The organism is Gardnerella sp. KA01001, from assembly GCF_049244025.1.
GTDB classification, from domain to species: domain Bacteria; phylum Actinomycetota; class Actinomycetes; order Actinomycetales; family Bifidobacteriaceae; genus Bifidobacterium; species Bifidobacterium swidsinskii.
On record NZ_CP058366.1, the window covers coordinates 1,367,158 to 1,386,159 of the forward strand.

A 19,002-nucleotide genomic window follows, 5' to 3' on the forward strand; every position below is an offset into this window, starting at 1 on the left:
CTAACTTCTTTATGGTCTTAACAGCAGGTTAACAAGAATTGCCAAGTGTTCATATGGCATTCATGAGTCAATGTATGCATGACTCCATCTCCAGCACCGAGAATTTCATCTAATTCAGCATCTGTAATCTCAACAAGTACATCTTTCATGTTCGTCTCCTTTGAGGTATCCAAATAAAATAATGTAGTTAATAGAGATTAGGAAGAACTTCACCTATTCCTAGTTACTTAGGACAATTTAATAATCACAAATATAAAAGTGCCTATCCATCAACATGCATATTTTGTCCACTATAGGGTACATGTAGTTCTATGCATAAGATATATATCTTCATGTTAGTTTTTGATACATGCAACTCACCTAAGCTATTGAATACACAGCATCATAAACATTCCTCATACTAAAATGATAGCTTTTAAAACATATCTACAAATAACTTCACCACTCAACAACGTTAGGGATCCTCTTCAAACAATACAGGAATAGCTAAGTTTGTCATAGCCTATGTCTTTGCAAAATAAAAACCTCTAGAGTAAAACACCAACTATTAATGAGCCGTGCACACAACTCGGATTATAGGCGAAAAAATTCGATGAGGACCAGACAAAAGACAACTTTTATTGAAAACTCCCATTTATAAGAGTATAAAAAACTTTTCATATTACTTTTGCAAAACAGCAAACAAAGAATCATAATATTTAAACAACAAATATAAACAATAATTCAATCTATAGATTATAGATAAATATCTATTAATTGATACGTATTATCCAAGATCTTTACCAATACAGAACTAATTATAATCATGATACATCAAATAAGAAATGAAAAAGTTACAATACAAAATCATTAACAGATATACTTTCTGCAACTCACTCTGATACTACATGTGCCCCTTTTCTAAACATTTATAGGAAAGGGGCACACATATCCACGTCATTTTAAAAACACACTGGTAATAGTAAACGCGACTCATAAAATAAAACTTCTAAAATTAAGCATGCTACTTTTGAAAGTCATTGACAATCTATTTCAGTTATAAACAAATTAATTTATATAATCTTAATTTAAGAAGACTTAAATAATCGTTACAGATTACATATTTACTTTGACGGTCACTCCCACTCAATCGTGGCAGGCGGCTTAGAAGTTACATCAAGCACTACACGATTAATTTGACGACATTCATTCGTGATTCGAGTAGAAATATTTGCCAATACATCGTAAGGCACACGAGACCAATCAGCTGTCATGGCATCCTCAGAGCTCACAGGACGCAAAACAATTGGAGAACCATATGTGCGCTCATCACCCTGAACACCAACAGAATGAACATCAGCAAGCAAAACAACTGGGCATTGCCAAATATCGCGATCCAATCCAGCTTTAGAGAGCTCTTCGCGCGCAATAGCATCTGCTTCACGAAGAACAGCTAAGCGTTCGCGTGTAATCTCACCCACAATACGAATACCTAAACCAGGACCCGGGAATGGCTGACGCCAAACAATTTCATCTGGAAGTCCAAGCTCAGTTCCAATAGCACGAACTTCATCCTTAAACAAAGTACGCAAAGGTTCAATAAGCTTAAACTTCAAATCTTTTGGCAAACCTCCAACATTGTGATGAGATTTGATATTTGCAGCACCATCACCACCACCGGACTCAACTACATCCGGGTAAAGTGTGCCTTGCACAAGGAACTTAACTTCAGCTCCAGTTTTACCAGCTTCTTCAATAACTTGACGCTGAGCTTTTTCAAAAGTGCGTATAAACTTTTCGCCAATAATCTTGCGCTTGCGCTCCGGCTCACTCACGCCTTTAAGTGCGTTCAAAAAGTCATCTTCTGCATCAACTGCAATAAGTTTAATGCCTGTTGCTTCAACAAAATCATGCTTAACCTGCTCAACTTCGCCTTTACGAAGCAAACCGTGGTCAACAAAAACGCAAGTAAGCTGATTGCCAATTGCTTTATGCACCAATGCTGCAGCAACAGCAGAATCTACGCCACCAGAAAGACCACAAATAACTTGTGCATTCCCAACTTCTGCGCGAATCTTAGCAACCTGATCTTCAATAATGTTAGAAGGATTCCAATTATTATCTAATCCTGCACACTTATGTAAGAATGTAGATATAAGTTCCTGACCCAATGGAGTGTGTTTAACTTCTGGATGCCATTGCACACCGTAAAGTTTGCGACTTTCGTCTTGCATTGCTGCAACTGGAGCACCTTCTGTGTGAGCCAAGACCGTAAAACCTTCTGGAGCACGCTTAACAGCAACACCGTGACTCATCCAAGTATTCTGCGCAGATGGAGATCCGGAAAGTAAACCTTCAGAATCATCAATAGTTGCAGCAGTCTTGCCATACTCACCAAGTGCAGCTTTATCGACATCGCCACCAAGCTCATGAGCCATTACCTGGAAGCCATAGCAAATACCAAGAACCGGTACACCTGCTTCAAAAATCTTTGGATCAATGTCAGGAGCACCTGGTTCATAAACAGAAGCAGGACCACCTGAAAGAATAATAGCTTGAGGATCCTTAGCAAGCATTTCGTCAACTGGCATAGAGTGAGGAACAAGTTCTGAATACACATTTGCTTCGCGCACTCGACGAGCAATAAGCTGAGCGTATTGAGCGCCAAAATCAACGACAAGCACTGGTCCTTTTGCCATGATTCTCCTTATATATAAGTTCTAATACGATTCAACTTATAATAGTGAAACTTTGCGACGTTACGTAATTACAAAACGCCGAAAATTAAACACAAAAGTTACACGTACAGTCTAACACTGCAAAATAACGTTGACAGATTTTTGTGCGAAACGCTTAACTATAAAGTATAAAATGAACATTAAATATAACATAATCTATACAAATGGCTCATTTTTTACGCACATAATCACACATTTTTTCAACACAAATGCACGAAGAAGTAACCAAACGAACAAAAGTCAGACGCTGGCACTATACTGAAACGGATGGAAAAAGAGCTGTAATACATTTGTTTTCCAGTCTCTATAACCAAATGGTAATGATCAAATTGCACTGAAAAGTGCTTGAGTACAGGAGTACACATGACGAGTCCTGTTATTGGCACACCTTGGAAGAAGCTCAACGCTCCAGTTTCCGAGGCAGCTATCGAAGGCGTAGACAAGTACTGGCGCGTTGCCAACTATCTTGCAATTGGCCAAATTTATCTTCGCAGCAACCCTCTAATGAAGGAGCCGTTCACTCGCGAAGATGTTAAGCATCGTCTGGTGGGCCACTGGGGCACCACTCCAGGTCTTAACTTCCTTATTGGCCACATCAACCGTTTCATTGCTGACCACCAGCAGAATACCGTGATTATCATGGGTCCAGGCCACGGCGGCCCAGCTGGTACTGCTCAGTCCTACCTCGACGGTACTTACACTGAGTACTATCCAAAGATTACAAAGGACGAAGCTGGTTTGCAGAAGTTCTTCCGCCAGTTCTCTTACCCAGGCGGTATTCCTTCTCACTTCGCTCCTGAAACCCCAGGCTCCATCCACGAAGGTGGCGAGCTTGGTTATGCACTCTCCCACGCTTACGGCGCTGTTATGAACAACCCAAGCTTGTTCGTTCCAGCAATCGTTGGCGATGGTGAAGCTGAGACCGGTCCTTTGGCTACCGGTTGGCAGTCCAACAAACTTGTGAACCCACGTACCGATGGTATCGTGCTTCCAATCCTGCACTTGAATGGCTATAAGATCGCTAACCCAACAATTCTTTCCCGTATTTCCGATGAAGAGCTTCATGAGTTCTTCCATGGCATGGGTTACGAACCATACGAGTTCGTTGCTGGCTTCGACGATGAGGATCATATGTCCATCCACCGTCGCTTCGCTGACATGTTCGAAACTATCTTCGATGAAATTTGCGATATTAAGGCTGAGGCTCAAACTAACGATGTAACTCGTCCTTACTACCCAATGATTATCTTCCGCACTCCAAAGGGTTGGACCTGCCCGAAGTTCATCGATGGCAAGAAGACCGAAGGTTCTTGGCGTGCACACCAGGTGCCACTGGCATCTGCTCGCGATACCGAAGCTCACTTCGAGGTTTTGAAGAACTGGATGAAGTCCTACAAGCCTGAAGAGCTCTTCGATGAAAAGGGTGCTGTTAAGGAAGACGTTCTTTCCTTCATGCCAAAGGGCGAACTCCGTATTGGCGAAAATCCAAACGCCAATGGTGGTCGTATTCGTGAAGACTTGAAGCTTCCAAAGCTTGAAGATTACGAAGTCAAGGAAGTTAAGGAATTCGGTCACGGCTGGGGTCAGCTCGAAGCTACCCGTCGTCTTGGTGTTTACACTCGTGACATCATCAAGAACAACCCAGATTCCTTCCGTATCTTCGGACCAGATGAGACTGCTTCCAACCGTTTGCAGGCTGCTTACGAAGTAACCAACAAGCAGTGGGATGCTGGCTATCTCTCCGGCTTAGTCGATGAGCACATGGCTGTTACCGGTCAGGTCACCGAGCAGCTTTCCGAGCATCAGATGGAAGGCTTCCTCGAAGGTTACTTGCTCACCGGTCGTCACGGCATCTGGAGCTCCTACGAGTCCTTCGTACACGTTATCGACTCCATGTTGAACCAGCACGCAAAGTGGCTTGAGGCTACCGTTCGTGAGATCCCATGGCGTAAGCCAATCTCCTCTGTGAACTTGTTGGTGTCCTCTCACGTATGGCGTCAGGATCACAACGGCTTCTCGCACCAGGATCCAGGCGTAACCTCCGTGCTCTTGAACAAGACCTTCAACAACGATCACGTAATCGGCATTTACTTCCCAGTAGATTCCAACATGTTGCTTGCTGTTGCTGAAAAGGCTTACAAGTCCACCAACATGATTAATGCTATCTTCGCTGGTAAGCAGCCAGCTGCTACTTGGTTGACTCTCGACGAAGCTCGCGAAGAGCTCGAGAAGGGTGCTGCTGAGTGGAAGTGGGCTTCCAACGCTAAGAACAATGACGAAGTTCAGGTTGTTCTCGCTGGTGTTGGCGATGTTCCACAGCAGGAATTGATGGCAGCTGCCGACAAGTTGAACAAGCTTGGCGTTAAGTTCAAGGTTGTTAACGTTGTTGACTTGCTCAAGTTGCAGTCCGCTAAGGAAAACAACGAAGCTTTGACTGACGAAGAGTTCACTGAGCTCTTCACTGCTGACAAGCCAGTCCTCTTCGCTTATCACTCCTATGCACATGACGTTCGCGGCTTGATTTATGATCGTCCAAACCACGATAACTTCAACGTTCATGGCTACAAGGAGCAGGGCTCCACCACAACACCATACGATATGGTTCGTGTGAACGACATGGATCGTTACGAGCTTACCGCTGAAGCATTGCGCATGGTTGACGCCGCTAAGTATGCCGACGAAATCAAGAAGCTCGAGGACTTCCGCCTCGAAGCCTTCCAGTATGCAGTCGACAAGGGTCTTGATCACCCAGACTACACCGATTGGGTATGGCCAGGCGTTAAGACCGACAAGCCAGGCGCTGTCACCGCTACCGCTGCAACCGCAGGCGATAACGAGTAGTTTTAAGCTGATAAAGTTAAAACTGGTTAGCTAAAACATTTCGGGAGTCAATCGAAAGATTGGCTCCCGTTTTGTGTATTAAAACAAACAATGCAATAAAACTAGTTATATGCAAAATAAATTACATTTATAATTACTATTTTGTGCGTGTACAACATAGATAAGCCGTACAATAGAAAAAGTTTGTTTATATTGCAAAATACAAAACTTACATTAACAATATAAACCTAGCAGTAACACGAAGTATCAAAGGAGAACGCATCGTGTCGCATATTAATGTAACAATTATCGGCAACGAAGATATGTACGGCAGAAATGCTGTTGCATTCGGAATAACACATATTCTGTCTAATAACTACAGCACTACTGTTTTTCGTCCATGCGCTCAACCAAACGACACTTTTACTAAGCAACTTTTGGGTATCGCAAATACTTCAACGAAATTAGAACAAGTTATTGCAACAACTCCAGAAATAGTCAGAACAAATAAAGACACAGTGCGCGGAGATATTGTTGCGCGCTATAACGAATTATTGCAATCCACCTCTGCTCAAGCTTCTATTATTGTTTCTAGTGACGCAAACCCAGCATATGATCCAGAACTATTTTCTTTCGACGCAACTGTTGCAGCTGACTTGGCATCACCTGTTTTTCTCACAGTTTCAGCTCAAGGCAGAAACTCACAACAAATTTTACAAACTATAGATTCTGCAAATGCTTGCGTTCTTAAATCATGCACACAAGTTTTAGGAGTATTTGTTACAAACTGCGATCCAGAACTTGGAGCTGAGTTAATGCGTGACTATAGCTCTAGGAATTATGCAAACTCAAACGACGAAGCATCCCGAGTAAGCCAAACTCCATTATGGGTTTTGCCACCAATAGATGAAGAAACTAAAAATTCTTCATTAGAAACATTCGTAAATTGCGTTCGAGAAAATGATGTTCTTAATGCTCTCCACCAACCATTTAAAGTTCCAACTACACCTTATGCTTTCCAATACAGTTTATTAGGAAAAGCAAAAGAAAATAAGAAAACTATAGTTCTTCCAGAAGGAGAAGAAGATCGTATTCTTAAAGCAGCAAACTACTTGCTAGAACGTGATATTGTAAATCTAATTATCATTGGAGAACGCGAATCTATTCTTGCTCGAGCAGAAGAACTAAACCTCAATTCTCTTTGCAAAGCTAGTTTCCAATCTATGCACGATGAGGCAATGCTAAGCCATATGATTACAAAACTTTGCGAATTAAGAGCAAAGAAAGGAATGACAGAAAAACAGGCACGTGAACAACTAACAGATGCAAGCTACTTCGGCACCATGCTAGTAGTACTAGGTCAAGCAGACGGTCTTGTTTCTGGTTCAGTTAATTCAACCGCTAACACTGTACGTCCTGCTCTTCAAGTTATCAAAACTAAGCCTGGTTCTAAGCTGGTTTCTGGAGCATTCCTTATGTGCTTCAAAGATCACGTATCTGTATTTGCAGATTGTGCAATCAACCCAAATCCTAGTGCAGAACAGCTTGCTGATATTGCTATTCAGTCTGCACACACTGCTGAGACTTTCGGACTCAACCCTAAAGTTGGAATGCTATCCTACTCAACGCTTGGTTCCGGCAAAGGACCAGATGTTGATACTGTAGAAGAAGCAACACGCATTGCGAAAGAAAAAGCACCTGATTTAGCAATTGTTGGATCTATACAGTTTGATGCAGCATGGTCTCCTACAGTTGCTGCAGCAAAAGCAAAAAATAATAGTATTGCTGGTCATGTGAATGTATTCGTATTCCCTGATTTGTGCGCAGGAAATATCGCTTATAAAGCCGTGCAACGCTCTAGCGGAGCACTGGCAGTTGGCCCTATTTTACAAGGTCTAAATAAGCCTGTAAACGACTTATCTAGAGGAGCTTTAGTACAAGATATTATTAATACTGTTGCTTTAACCGCTTTAGAAGCACAATCGGAATAAACATAATAAAGCTCCTAAAACAGCACCACAGTGCATACATGATTTTTAGGTATTGCATTGCACTCAATATCTTTAAGTTTGTAGGAACTTAACGGTAAACTAGAGCGTGGCAATTTACAAGCCTTATCAATACTTTATGGAGGATGCCCCAATGGCAAAAACCGTTCTTGTTATCAATTCTGGTTCCAGTTCGATTAAGTATCAGCTCGTTGACTTGGAAAGCGGTGAAGGTATCGCTTCCGGCATCGTTGAGAAGATTGGCGAGCCAGTTGACGGCCACTACAAGCACGTATTCAATGGCGAAAAGCATGAGTTCGACGAGCCAGTTCACGACCACGAGCAGGGCTTAAAACGTGTACTCGGTTTCTTCGAAGAATATGGTCCAAAGCTTTCAGAGTCTGGCATTGTGGCAGTTGGACACCGCGTTGTTCAGGGTGGCTTGACCTTCCCTAAGCCTGCATTAGTCAATGAAAAGACAATCAATAAGGTTAAGGATTTGGCAGTTTTGGCTCCACTTCACAACGGCCCAGAAGCTGTTGGCGCTGAAGTCATGACTGAACTTTTGCCAGATGTTCCACAAATTATGGTATTCGATTCCTCGTTCTTCCACGATTTGCCACAGGTTGCAGCAACTTATGCTTTGAATAAGGAAATCGCAGACCGCTATCATATTCGTCGCTACGGCGCGCACGGCACTTCTCACGAATACATTGGCTCTGTAGTTCCAAGCGTTATTGGAAAGCCTGCAGAAGGTTTGAAGCAGATTGTTTTGCACATTGGTAACGGTGCTTCTGCTTCTGCACAGATTTCTGGCAAGCCAGTTGAAACCTCTATGGGCTTAACCCCACTCGAAGGCTTAATGATGGGTGGCCGTACCGGCGATATTGATCCAGCTGTAGTCTTCCACCTTATTCGCAACGCTCACATGAACGTGGATGAACTTGACACTCTCTTCAACAAGCGTTCCGGCATGATGGGCATGACTGGTCACGGCGATTTGCGTGATATTCACAAGCTCATCGCAGAAGGCGATGAAAACGCTAAGCTCGCTCTCGGCGTATACGTGCACCGCATTGTTGGATACATTGGCAACTACACTGCTCAAATGGGCGGCGTTGACGTCATTACCTTCACAGCTGGTGTCGGCGAAAACGACGAAATCGTGCGCGCTCGCGTATGCGAAAAGCTTGAGCCATTCGGCGTTAAGCTCGATAAGGAAAAGAACTTGGTTCGTTCTAAGGAGCCACGCGTTATTTCCACTCCAGACAGCTCTGTGATTATTGCTGTAATTCCAACGAACGAAGAGTTGGCTATTGCACGCAAGGCTGCAGCTATTGCTGAAGCTGGCGAAGATAGCTACGGCAACAAGTTCAAGCACTAAATTGTTTGCGCTTAACTGCGTAGAACAAACAAATAAATAGATATAAATAATCCCGGGTCAAAAAGGCTCGGGATTATTTGTTATTCAAGCATTTTATGCCACATGCCTGGAAAATCAGGAATCGTTTTGCGAGTAGTAGAAATATTTTTGATTCTTATATTTTCTATGCGCAATCCAAGCATTGCAGCAAAAGTTGCCATTCTGTGATCCGCATAAGTTTCCATTACTTCCCCATGCATATGATTACTTGGCTCAATACGAATGCCATCTTCGAGCTCTTTAGCGCCAATCCCAACTCGATTCAATTCATTAACTAACGCTTGCAAACGATTCGTTTCATGCCCTCTCAAATGCGCGATACCATGAAGTTCACTTGGACCGTCCGCAAAAGCAAGAATAGCTGCAATACTAGGAGCAATCTCCCCTGCTGCGCTCAAATCAAGATACGGAATTGCTTTAATCGCACCATCGCTTTCCACATGCATTATTCCAGCGTCATCGCTTGTTTTTTCAAAACTAACTTTTGCGCACATTGTCTCTAATATTCCAGGAAGCAATCCTCCAGGTTGAGTTGAAGAAAACGGCCAATTAGGTATACTGACACTTCCTCCAGCAATCAATGATGCTCCTAAAAATGGCGCAGCATTAGAAAGATCAGGCTCTATAGTAACAACGTTAGCTAGATTTATTTTGCTCTCTTTAACATGCCACATTGCGTTGCTAGTCATATTTACAATCCCACCCGCTTTGCAAATATCGTCCATAGTCATGCGAATATGTGGCATACTTGGCAATGTGTCACCAATATGTTTAAGCTCTAATCCACCAGGAATACGTGAACCAATCAGAAGCAGCGCAGAAATAAATTGTGATGATGAAGAAGAATCAATTTGCACGATTTTTTCAGAAAAATTATTTATTTTAAATTCGACTGAAGGTGGCGTAATAGTAAAAGGTAAAAAACCCTCTTCTTCGTGATATTTTACGCGAGCACCAAGCTGCTCTAAACCGTCAAGAACTGGCTTCATAGGACGAGCATAAGCTTGCTTATCGCCATCAAATCGCACAGCTTTATTTGCAAATAAAGCTAAAGCTGCAACGAAACGCATTACAGTTCCAGCTAAACCGCAATACACTTCAGCATTATCTGAAACCCTAAAAACTCCGTCTTCTGGAGGAATTACACGAAGCTTAGTTCCATCTTCATTTAATGACTCACATCTAACGCCAAATGTAGATAAAGCGTTAATCATAAGCTCCGTGTCGCGCGAGCGCAACAATCCTTGTAAAACTACTGATTTTGTGCCCAAAGCTGCCAAAATTAAATAACGATTCGACAAAGATTTACTGCCAGGAACCTCAATATAAGCTTTTAATTGATGATTAGCATACGGTGCTTTCCAAGGAGTAGTGCAATCTGCAATATCGTTAATATCACTCATACTATGAATACTATCGATTAACATGTACTGCTAAATAAGAATAAAAAAGCAAAAATACGCATATTTCATTAGATATAAAAAGTCGGGGTGACAGGATTCGAACCTGCGACATCCTGCTCCCAAAGCAGGCGCGCTACCAAACTGCGCTACACCCCGAGACTTTTGAACTGATTACCAGTTCCAAGCACAATCAATTACAATAGCGCACTTTGCAGACAAATGCAAATTACGACACACGTATTATGAAAATTTTTTCTTCATTACAAAATTCAACTAGCAAAACTCATTACTAGCTACCAAACGATACAATAGAATTAGTTTGAAGAAAAAGGGGCTAAGTATGGGACGCTTCCAGCGAACAGAGGCAATGGGCTTAATATCATTCATAGTTTGCGCAGCTTGTGGAATGATTATTATGAGAATGTATATAGTAACAATGCCAGCGTTTTGGCAAATTAGTCAGCGACTATTCCTTACAGCTTCAACTATTGTGTCTTTGTGCAGCGTAGGCGCTTTTATTGTTGGATACTTGCGTACAAATAAAAAAGTTATCAGCCATCACTTAATTCGAGTAGCTAAGCATGCGTTTGAAATAACAGCACTTTCTACGATTTACGGCGCGACAATGTTTCTTATGTCTTTTGCTTTGCTATCTATTATTAATAGTATTATTGGCAGAGCAGCAATGAACAGTTATTTACCAGTATTATGCTCAGCATTATCTGGAATTGTTGGATACGCAACTCTTATTCAAGCTGAGCTTCTCGAAGCTAAAACAGTGGCTTCTCTCCTGCCATTATTCGTTATTTCTGGAGCTGCAACTGCAGGTCTTACGACAGATGATCCGTACTGGTATAACAATAATTTCTCTCAACTTGGAGACCGCACAACATTTGCAGCTAGTATGTTTAATGCAACACTTGTTTTGTCAGGAATTTGCATTATTATAACGAGCTACTTTGCTATTACTGAATTCGTTGCAACGCAGCATGAAATGCTGCAACACAATAGCCAAAAACTAATTAAATACTTCAAGATGCGCACAACTGTTATGGCAGCTTTGCTGATTCTTGGAGGAATATCGTTTATTGGAATAGGAACTTTTAGATACACACCACATCCTTTCTTACATGATTTGTGTGCTCGAGGAGTAACAGGATTAATTTGCACAATGCTTGTATGTCTTCCATGGCTTGCGCCTAAGCTTTCTCGCACATTCTATATTGCTTCCGATTTAGCGGTTATTCTTACTGCGTGGGCAGGAAATCAGTGGATACATGGAAATAATACTCTTACAAATGTTGAAGCATTATCGTGTCTGCTATTTCTTGGATGGATTATTGTATTTTCACGACAAGTTGCGGCTATGCAAAGCGATCGTCTTCAATCAAAAATAAATCAAGCTTTAGTATTAAATAGAAGCTCAAAAGCACAAATAGAATAAGAACAAAAGATAATTAAACTAACAAAAGCAGCGTAGAAACTTAAATTTCTGCGCTGCTTTTAGTTTTTTACAAGTCACGAAATTCTTTACAAATAAAACATAATATTTAATGTTCTGGTTTATGCTCACTCATAAGAAGCAAGAAACTACGAGATTGTGCAACAATATTAAATCCTGCCTCATATAACAATTCTGGACCCTTTGGATTATATGTGTCCACAATCAACTTCCACTTCTCACCATAACGTTTATCTGGCAAAGTAAAAGTAATAGGTTCATAATGCGCATTAAAAATAAGAATAAAGTCATTATCAACCATTCTCGTTCCATACCAGTCAGTTTCTGGAATATCCGAACCATTCAAATAAATCATCACAGATAAAGCATGAGTATTTGACCAGTCCTCCATATCCATAACAGTACCGTTATGATCAAGCCATTCAACTTGTGGAATATCGCTTACATCATCTCCAGCAGAACGACCCGTAAAGAAACGACGACGATGCAACACAGGGTGCTTTAATCGCAAGTGAATAAGCTTGGAAACGAAATCGAACATATCTCGTTGAGTTTCGTTATAATCCCAACTTATCCACGAAATAGCGTTATCTTGACAATAAGCATTGTTATTGCCCTTCTGCGTACGCATGACTTCATCACCAGCGCATATCATAGGAATGCCCTGGCTCATCAAAAGAGTTGAGAACAAATTACGTATTTGACGTTCACGCAATTCATTAACATCGTGAATATTAGTAGGTCCTTCAACACCGCAATTCCACGAACGATTGTCGTTCGCACCATCGCAATTGCCTTCCTTATTAGCTTCATTATGCTTTTCGTTATAGCTAACTAAATCGTTCATAGTGAAGCCATCGTGAGCTGTAATAAAGTTCACGGAAGCTACAGGCTTTCGTCCATTTTGCTCATATAAATCTGAGCTACCCATAAGTCTACTGGCAAATTCAGGTAATGTAGATGGTTGTGAACGCCAAAAGTCGCGGACACAATCGCGATATCTTCCATTCCATTCGGACCAACTTGGAGGGAATCCACCAACTTGATATCCACCAACACCAATATCCCAAGGCTCAGCGATAAGTTTTACACTTGAAATAATAGGATCCTGCTCAATAATGTCAAAGAATGCAGAAAGTTTATCTACTTCTTGGAACTGACGCGCAAGAGTTGCTGCTAAATCGAAACGGAAGCCATCAACATGCATTTCAGTTACCCAATAACGCAAACTATCTGTGATCAATCGCAATGCTTTCGGAGAACGCATAAGTAAGGAATTACCAGTACCGGTAGTATCAAAATAGTGACGCTGGTCATTATCTACAAGGCGATAATATGCGCGATTATCAATACCACGGAAACTCAAAGTAGGGCCACGGTCATTGCCTTCAGCAGTGTGATTGTAAACCACGTCTAGAATAACTTCCATACCTGCAGCATGATATGCCTTAACCATTGATTTAAATTCGTTAACCTGCTCTCCGCGCTGACCAGAACTGGAGTAAGAATTTTGAGGAGCGAAGAAACCAATAGTATTGTATCCCCAGTAGTTACTTAATCCTTTATTTTGCAAGAAAGAATCATTTACAAACTGATGAATAGGCATCAATTCTATTGCAGTAACACCAAGCTTCCTTAAATAAGAAATAACGCTTGGATGTGCAAGTCCAGCATAAGTGCCTCTAATATCTGGAGGAACACGTTTATCAAGATTAGTCATTCCACGAACATGAGCTTCGTAAATAACAGAATCATGATACGGAATCATAGGATGCTGATCATTACCCCAATCAAAATACGGGTTAATAACTGCAGCCTTCATCGTATGGTCTGCAGAATCCAAAGTATTCATTGCTGAAATATCATCTGGATTATCAAACCAATACGAGAAAAGACTCTCATCACCGTCTATATTTCCTTCAATCGCCTTGGCATATGGGTCAAGCAACAACTTATGAGGATTACACCATAAACCATGAGAAGGATCATAAGGTCCGTGAACACGATAACCATAACGCTGACCAGGCTGTATGCCTGAAACATAGTTATGCCACACGTATGAGTTCTGCTCAGTCATATCAATACGTGTTTCGTTATCATGCTCATCAAATAAACATAATTCAACGCGCTTTGCAACTTCGGAAAACAGCGCAAAATTCACGCCAGCGCCATCATAGTTTGCGCCAAGCGGATACATGGAACCTGGTCGTATATGCATAATATAAGTATCTCATATATTCGAGTAGTTTTCACGTCATGTTGACGTTATTTAAAAAAAGATTGAATTTAAATGAAAGCCTCAATTAATAACGTAATTCCATGGATCGCAAGCTTCACCTAACCAAGCAACTTCTGGACGCTCTCCATACATTTCTTCTATGCAATCAGCAATATCATTAATCGCATAAGTAAACCACAATGATTCAATAGCACTATGAGAAGTGTTAATAATCATAGGATATGTGTGTTGAATGTAATCTTCACCAGAAGAAAGACGCAGTTTCGATTCATATTTAGCTCGCTCAATTGCATCAAGTGCAGGATGATGACGCAAATCGCTTGTAACATATACGTCAACTTTTTCCCTGCGAACTTCATCTAACAAGCTTTCCCCAGAACCAGGCAAAACAGCTACTGTACTAACTTTCGCATCAAGATTTCCAGCAACTTGAACACCAACTTTTGTATGAGGAAGAACGTTAAAAACATTTTGCGCAAAATCACGCAATGATATTGGCACATCCAAAACACCAATTCTGCCTAAGCCAATGTTACGTCCAGCAGAATCAATCTGTTTAGAAACAACAATTGGACGCAAATTATGAAGACCAAAATACTCTGCCGCAGCATGAGCAACTCCGCGCCACGCGACATCCGCATTAGTGTGACCAACCCATAGCGCACAATTATTACTAATTAAGCGCTGCACAATTTCGCCACGAACAGTTTCGTTTGAAACTCCATGCACAGCTTTGAAAAATAGCGGATGATGAGTCACTAATAGGTTTGCACCCATTGATAACGCTCGATCAACTGCGCTAATCGTAGAATCACTAACACATACGATTCGCTGAATTTGGGAATTCAAGTCTCCAACAATAAGACCAGGCTCATCCCACTCTTCAGCAAAGCTTAATGGGTACAATGTTTCTATAGCTTCAATTACTTTGCTTAATCTAATCATTTCTTCTACCTTTAAGCAGTGCTAATGCGCTGCTAGTTGCCAATCTACACCAACTCCAGTAGAAACACTAAGAGGAACGTCTAAATGCACAGCATTTTCCATAGCTTTACGCACAATATTTTCTACCTGCGCTTGCTCACCATGTGAAATTTCCAGAATCAATTCATCATGTATTTGCAATATTACGCGGCTGCGCACTTTTGCTTCACGCAATCCCAAATCAACACGAAGCATAGCAAGTTTCATAATATCTGCAGCAGTACCTTGTATTGGAGCATTAAGAGCTCCGCGCTCAGCAGCTTCACGAGATGCACGATTATTGGAAGAAAGTTGCGGGAAATACCTACGTCGACCAAACATAGTTTCTGTGTACCCAAGTTCTTTTGCCTTCGACACAAGAGATTCCAAATAGTCATGAACATTGCCAAAAGTATCAAAATACTTATTTTTTAACATTTCAGCTTCAGCCGGACTAATAGAAAGCTGTTTTGCCAGCCCATAAGTACTCAATCCATATGCCAATCCATAGCTCATAGCTTTTACATGAGAACGTTGATCCGGCGTTACTTGTTCAACAGGAATCTTATAAACTAAGCTAGCAACATATTTATGAAAATCTACGCCGGAACGGAATGCTTCAATAAGAGTTTTATCATGAGATGCATGAGCCATAATACGAAGCTCAACTTGTGAATAATCACAACTCATTAAATATTCAAATTCTTCTCCTGGAATAAAAGCAGCACGAATTTCACGACCAGCAGCATTCCTATTAGGAATATTTTGAAGATTAGGATCAGCAGAACTTAAACGACCAGTTGCTGCAATAGTCTGCTCAAAAGTTGTATGGATGCGCCTATCGTCATAATGAGCCGCATCAATTAAACTTTGCACAATCTGCTTCAATTTATTAGTTTCGCGATGTTTAAGTAAAGCACCCAAGAATTGACTTGCAGGCTCTTCGGGATCGAGTTTAACGTACATAGCTTGCAAAGCTTCGGCATTAGTCGTGTACGAGCCATTCTTTGTGCGACGAGTAGGTTTAAGACCAAAATGCTCAAAAAGTATTTGCTGCAACTGCTTAGGGCTTTGTAAATTAACAGAACTACCTGCAACTTTCCAAGCCATATTTTGCGCAAACTCAGCATCTGCAGAAAATTGCTTAAGCATACCACTTAAACGTTGCATATCGACTGCAGCACCGACGTCTTCCATGCCACGCAAAACTCGCGAAATAGGCATTTCCAAATCAGTCATCAAACCAGTTTGTTTCCTATCGTCAAGTGTTGAAGCAAAATGAAGAGCCAAAAGACGAATAAGAAGCGCAGTTTTCAAGAATTTTGCTTCACGTGCTTGAGTTTGCTTTTCATTAGTTTCTTCTTCACTAGATGACACTTCATTGTCAATAAGAAGATCAAGCTCACCTTGCTTAGCTTCATTTTCACCCAAATTATCTTCAACTGACTGAATATCTAAATAATGCTCAGCCATATTTTCTAAAGTCTCAGCTCGAAAATCTGGCTCCAATAAATATGATGCCAATCGAGTATCAAGAAGTGGAGTGCCAAATGAATTATTCGAATCGAATAATTTTAGCGATTTTAGCAATCCCAAATGCTTTTTATAGTCATGCAATACTGTTATTGAGGAATTTTTTTGCAAGAACTTTCGCAACATCTCAAGCAAAGCTTGATCTGACGATTGCAAATCAGTCGTATATAATATTGCAGCTTTATTAGCAATAAGAATTATTAAACAATCTGCAATCAACTCAAAATGATGTTTTGAATTCTTATTGCACTCATGAGCGTATATCACTACTTCTTGATTTTTCAGTATAGGTTCAGCACATTTACGAGAATTATTTATAATTTTTTCGGAATTTAATTCTTCAAAATTCTCTTCCTCAGAACTTACTTGATCGAAAGTATCTTCAGTATTTTTTGAATCTTTCTTTATTTTTGTATAAAGCAAAGAAGAAACTGAATTCTCCCAATCAATAAAGTCCTCTACAGTTTTAACATGATGTAAGTCAATGCCTGCTAGCATTTCTTGAAAATTTTCTGCGTCAATATTTGATTGAGCACTTTGAGCTAGCTTATCGTCATTAGCGTCACCTTCATACGTAGACGAAAACATTATACGCATATTATTTTCGATAGATTGTTGCATACCGTTGCTAAAAGTTTTGAGAATCTTTCTCTTTTTTAATTCGCCAAATTCAAGTTGAGACAGCAAGATTCCTAATTTTGCAGCATCAACATCACCAAAGCACAAATCATCTACAGTTACGCCTAAATCCAAATCGCAAACTAAAGCATTAACTTTACGGTTTAAACGAACTTGATCAATATTTTCTCTTAAAGCTTCTCCCTTTTTACCGCTAATCTCATTCGAATGTTCAATAATATTTTCTAGGCTGCCGAATTGATTAATCCATTTAGCAGCGTACCCATCTCCAACACCTGGAACTCCTGGAATATTATCTGCAGTTTCTCCTCTTAACGCTGCTAAATCAGGATATTGCTTAGGCGTAACATGATATTTTTCATAAACAGCATTCTTATCCATTTCTTTTAAGTCTTTAAAATGCTGTCCTGGATATAAAACAGTAATATTGTCATCTATCAGTTGGAATGCATCACGATCGCCAGAAAGTACTAAAGTTCTATAACCGGCATTCGAACCCATTACTGCAAGAGTGCCAATAACATCATCACCTTCATAACCGGGTTTCTCAATATAAGTGACACCAAGAGCTTTAAGCATCTGTTGAATGATAGGAAGCTGCGAAAGAAGCTCCTGTGGAGCAGCATCACGAGTACCTTTATATTGAGGCAGCATAGTATTTCTAAAAGTTCCACCTTTAACGTCAAAAGCAATAGCTAAGCGGTCAGGCTTCTCTTTTTTTACAACCTGTGAAAGCATAGTAATAAATCCCCAAATGGAATTTGTTGCTTGCCCAGAGCGAGTAGAAAAATTATCCGCAGATATTGCAAAAAAAGCACGGAACGCAAGAGAATGGCCATCAACAACCAACAACGTTCCTTTCTCATTCTTAAGTTCCGAAGAATGTTCTTCAACGATGTCGGTATTCACTGTTGACTACTCACCTGCGTTCCGTAATTACTAATAAATAACTATGCACTTATATAAAAATGAATAAATATAACCCTACTAATTTTCAGATGAAGATTCTACTTTATCATCGCTATACTTTGCAATAATAGCCATTGCAAGACGCTTCTTAGGGATACGCTGATCCATAGAAGTTTTTTGAATCCAGCGGAAAGCACCCTGTTCAGAGAATCCAGCCTTATCCATAAGAAGACCCTTAGCACGATCTACAAGCTTACGTTCTTCTAAAGTATCTTCAGCTTTCTTCAACTTTTCTTCTGTTTTCTTCAACTGATCTTCAGCATCGTGTAACTTGTTTTCTGCACGCTCAACACTATCTAATAAATCGTTGATCTCGCTAAAGCGACCCATAGCAACTTCCAAAGCAGGAAGAAGTTTAGATTCTTCATATGGCTTAGTAACGTACGCCATCGCTCCAGCACCAGTTGCTTGTTTTACTAAATCTGACTGTGAAAAAGCAGTGAGCATTACTACAGGAGCAATATTCTCATCACAGATTGTTGCAGCGGCAGTAATGCCATCCATAACAGGCATCTTAACATCCATACACACAACATCTGGATGATTTTCACGAGTCAACTCAATAGCTTCTTGACCGTTAGCAGCCTGACCTATAACTTGATATCCGTTATCTTCAAGCATTGCAACTAAATCCATGCGATTAACTGATTCATCTTCTGCAACTACTACAGTACGAATATGATTGGCTTTCTTTTCTTTAGCTTCTCGCTGAACAGCTTCATCATCTGCAGCTTTGCGCAGCTCATCATCAGTAAGTACCTCAGGCATTGCCGGCTCTATCCCTTCATTTTCATCCATACCTGGCATATTCAAAACCTCACTTCATTGCCACACATTCACAAGGAA

11 protein-coding genes and 1 tRNA gene are annotated in these 19,002 nt (G+C 40.7%); 4 read left to right on the forward strand and 8 right to left on the reverse strand.

Going from position 1 to position 19,002, the window contains the following annotated elements; all coding sequences use genetic code 11:
* Positions 1–17: 17 nt before the first annotated feature.
* Positions 18–149: a lacticin 481 family lantibiotic gene (locus tag HXT59_RS05570; protein ID WP_004111352.1), complete on the reverse strand. Its 132-nt coding sequence runs from the start codon at positions 147–149 to the stop codon at positions 18–20.
* Positions 150–1,115: 966 nt separating this feature from the next.
* Positions 1,116–2,678, reverse strand: a complete 1,563-nt coding sequence (guaA, locus tag HXT59_RS05575) for a glutamine-hydrolyzing GMP synthase (protein WP_064621521.1) — start codon at positions 2,676–2,678, stop codon at positions 1,116–1,118.
* Positions 2,679–3,080: 402 nt separating this feature from the next.
* Between guaA and HXT59_RS05580 the strand changes: the two genes are divergently transcribed.
* The 3 genes from HXT59_RS05580 to HXT59_RS05590 all read left to right on the forward strand — a co-directional run bounded on the left by HXT59_RS05580 (position 3,081) and on the right by HXT59_RS05590 (position 8,909).
* Positions 3,081–5,558 (forward strand): phosphoketolase, encoded by a 2,478-nt coding sequence (locus HXT59_RS05580; RefSeq protein ID WP_004111342.1) that lies wholly within the window; start codon positions 3,081–3,083, stop codon positions 5,556–5,558.
* Between the two features lie 263 nt (positions 5,559–5,821).
* Entirely contained in the window at positions 5,822–7,528 is a 1,707-nt protein-coding gene (gene pta / locus HXT59_RS05585; RefSeq protein ID WP_416091050.1) for a phosphate acetyltransferase, read from the forward strand.
* A gap of 151 nt (positions 7,529–7,679) precedes the next feature.
* Positions 7,680–8,909 carry an acetate/propionate family kinase gene (locus tag HXT59_RS05590; protein WP_012914068.1) on the forward strand — a complete coding sequence of 410 codons (1,230 nt, stop codon included), beginning with the start codon at positions 7,680–7,682 and terminating at the stop codon, positions 8,907–8,909.
* Positions 8,910–8,989: 80 nt separating this feature from the next.
* Here HXT59_RS05590 and aroA read toward each other — a convergent pair whose 3' ends face one another.
* Both aroA and HXT59_RS05600 read right to left on the reverse strand, forming a co-directional pair.
* On the reverse strand, positions 8,990–10,351 hold the full coding sequence (gene aroA / locus HXT59_RS05595) for a 3-phosphoshikimate 1-carboxyvinyltransferase (RefSeq protein WP_421784266.1): 1,362 nt from the start codon (positions 10,349–10,351) through the stop codon (positions 8,990–8,992).
* Between the two features lie 82 nt (positions 10,352–10,433).
* Positions 10,434–10,507, reverse strand: a tRNA-Pro gene (locus HXT59_RS05600).
* Positions 10,508–10,691: 184 nt separating this feature from the next.
* Here HXT59_RS05600 and HXT59_RS05605 point away from each other — a divergent pair.
* Entirely contained in the window at positions 10,692–11,795 is a 1,104-nt protein-coding gene (locus HXT59_RS05605; protein WP_064621525.1) for a hypothetical protein, read from the forward strand.
* Between the two features lie 106 nt (positions 11,796–11,901).
* On the opposite strand, the gene glgX is transcribed toward HXT59_RS05605, so the two are convergent.
* The 4 genes from glgX to HXT59_RS05625 form a co-directional block, all read right to left on the reverse strand.
* Positions 11,902–14,031 (reverse strand): glycogen debranching protein GlgX, encoded by a 2,130-nt coding sequence (glgX, locus tag HXT59_RS05610; RefSeq protein WP_012914065.1) that lies wholly within the window; start codon positions 14,029–14,031, stop codon positions 11,902–11,904.
* An 81-nt stretch (positions 14,032–14,112) separates the two neighbouring features.
* The gene (locus HXT59_RS05615) at positions 14,113–14,997 is read right to left on the reverse strand and encodes a Nif3-like dinuclear metal center hexameric protein (RefSeq protein ID WP_012914064.1); all 885 of its coding nucleotides are present in this window, start codon (positions 14,995–14,997) and stop codon (positions 14,113–14,115) included.
* A 21-nt stretch (positions 14,998–15,018) separates the two neighbouring features.
* Positions 15,019–18,096, reverse strand: coding sequence for a DNA polymerase I (gene polA / locus HXT59_RS05620; protein ID WP_012914063.1), 3,078 nt, complete (start codon positions 18,094–18,096; stop codon positions 15,019–15,021).
* Between the two features lie 78 nt (positions 18,097–18,174).
* A complete protein-coding gene (locus HXT59_RS05625) occupies positions 18,175–18,963 on the reverse strand; it encodes an ANTAR domain-containing response regulator (RefSeq protein WP_049762317.1) in 789 nt (262 codons plus the stop codon).
* Positions 18,964–19,002 lie beyond the last annotated feature (39 nt).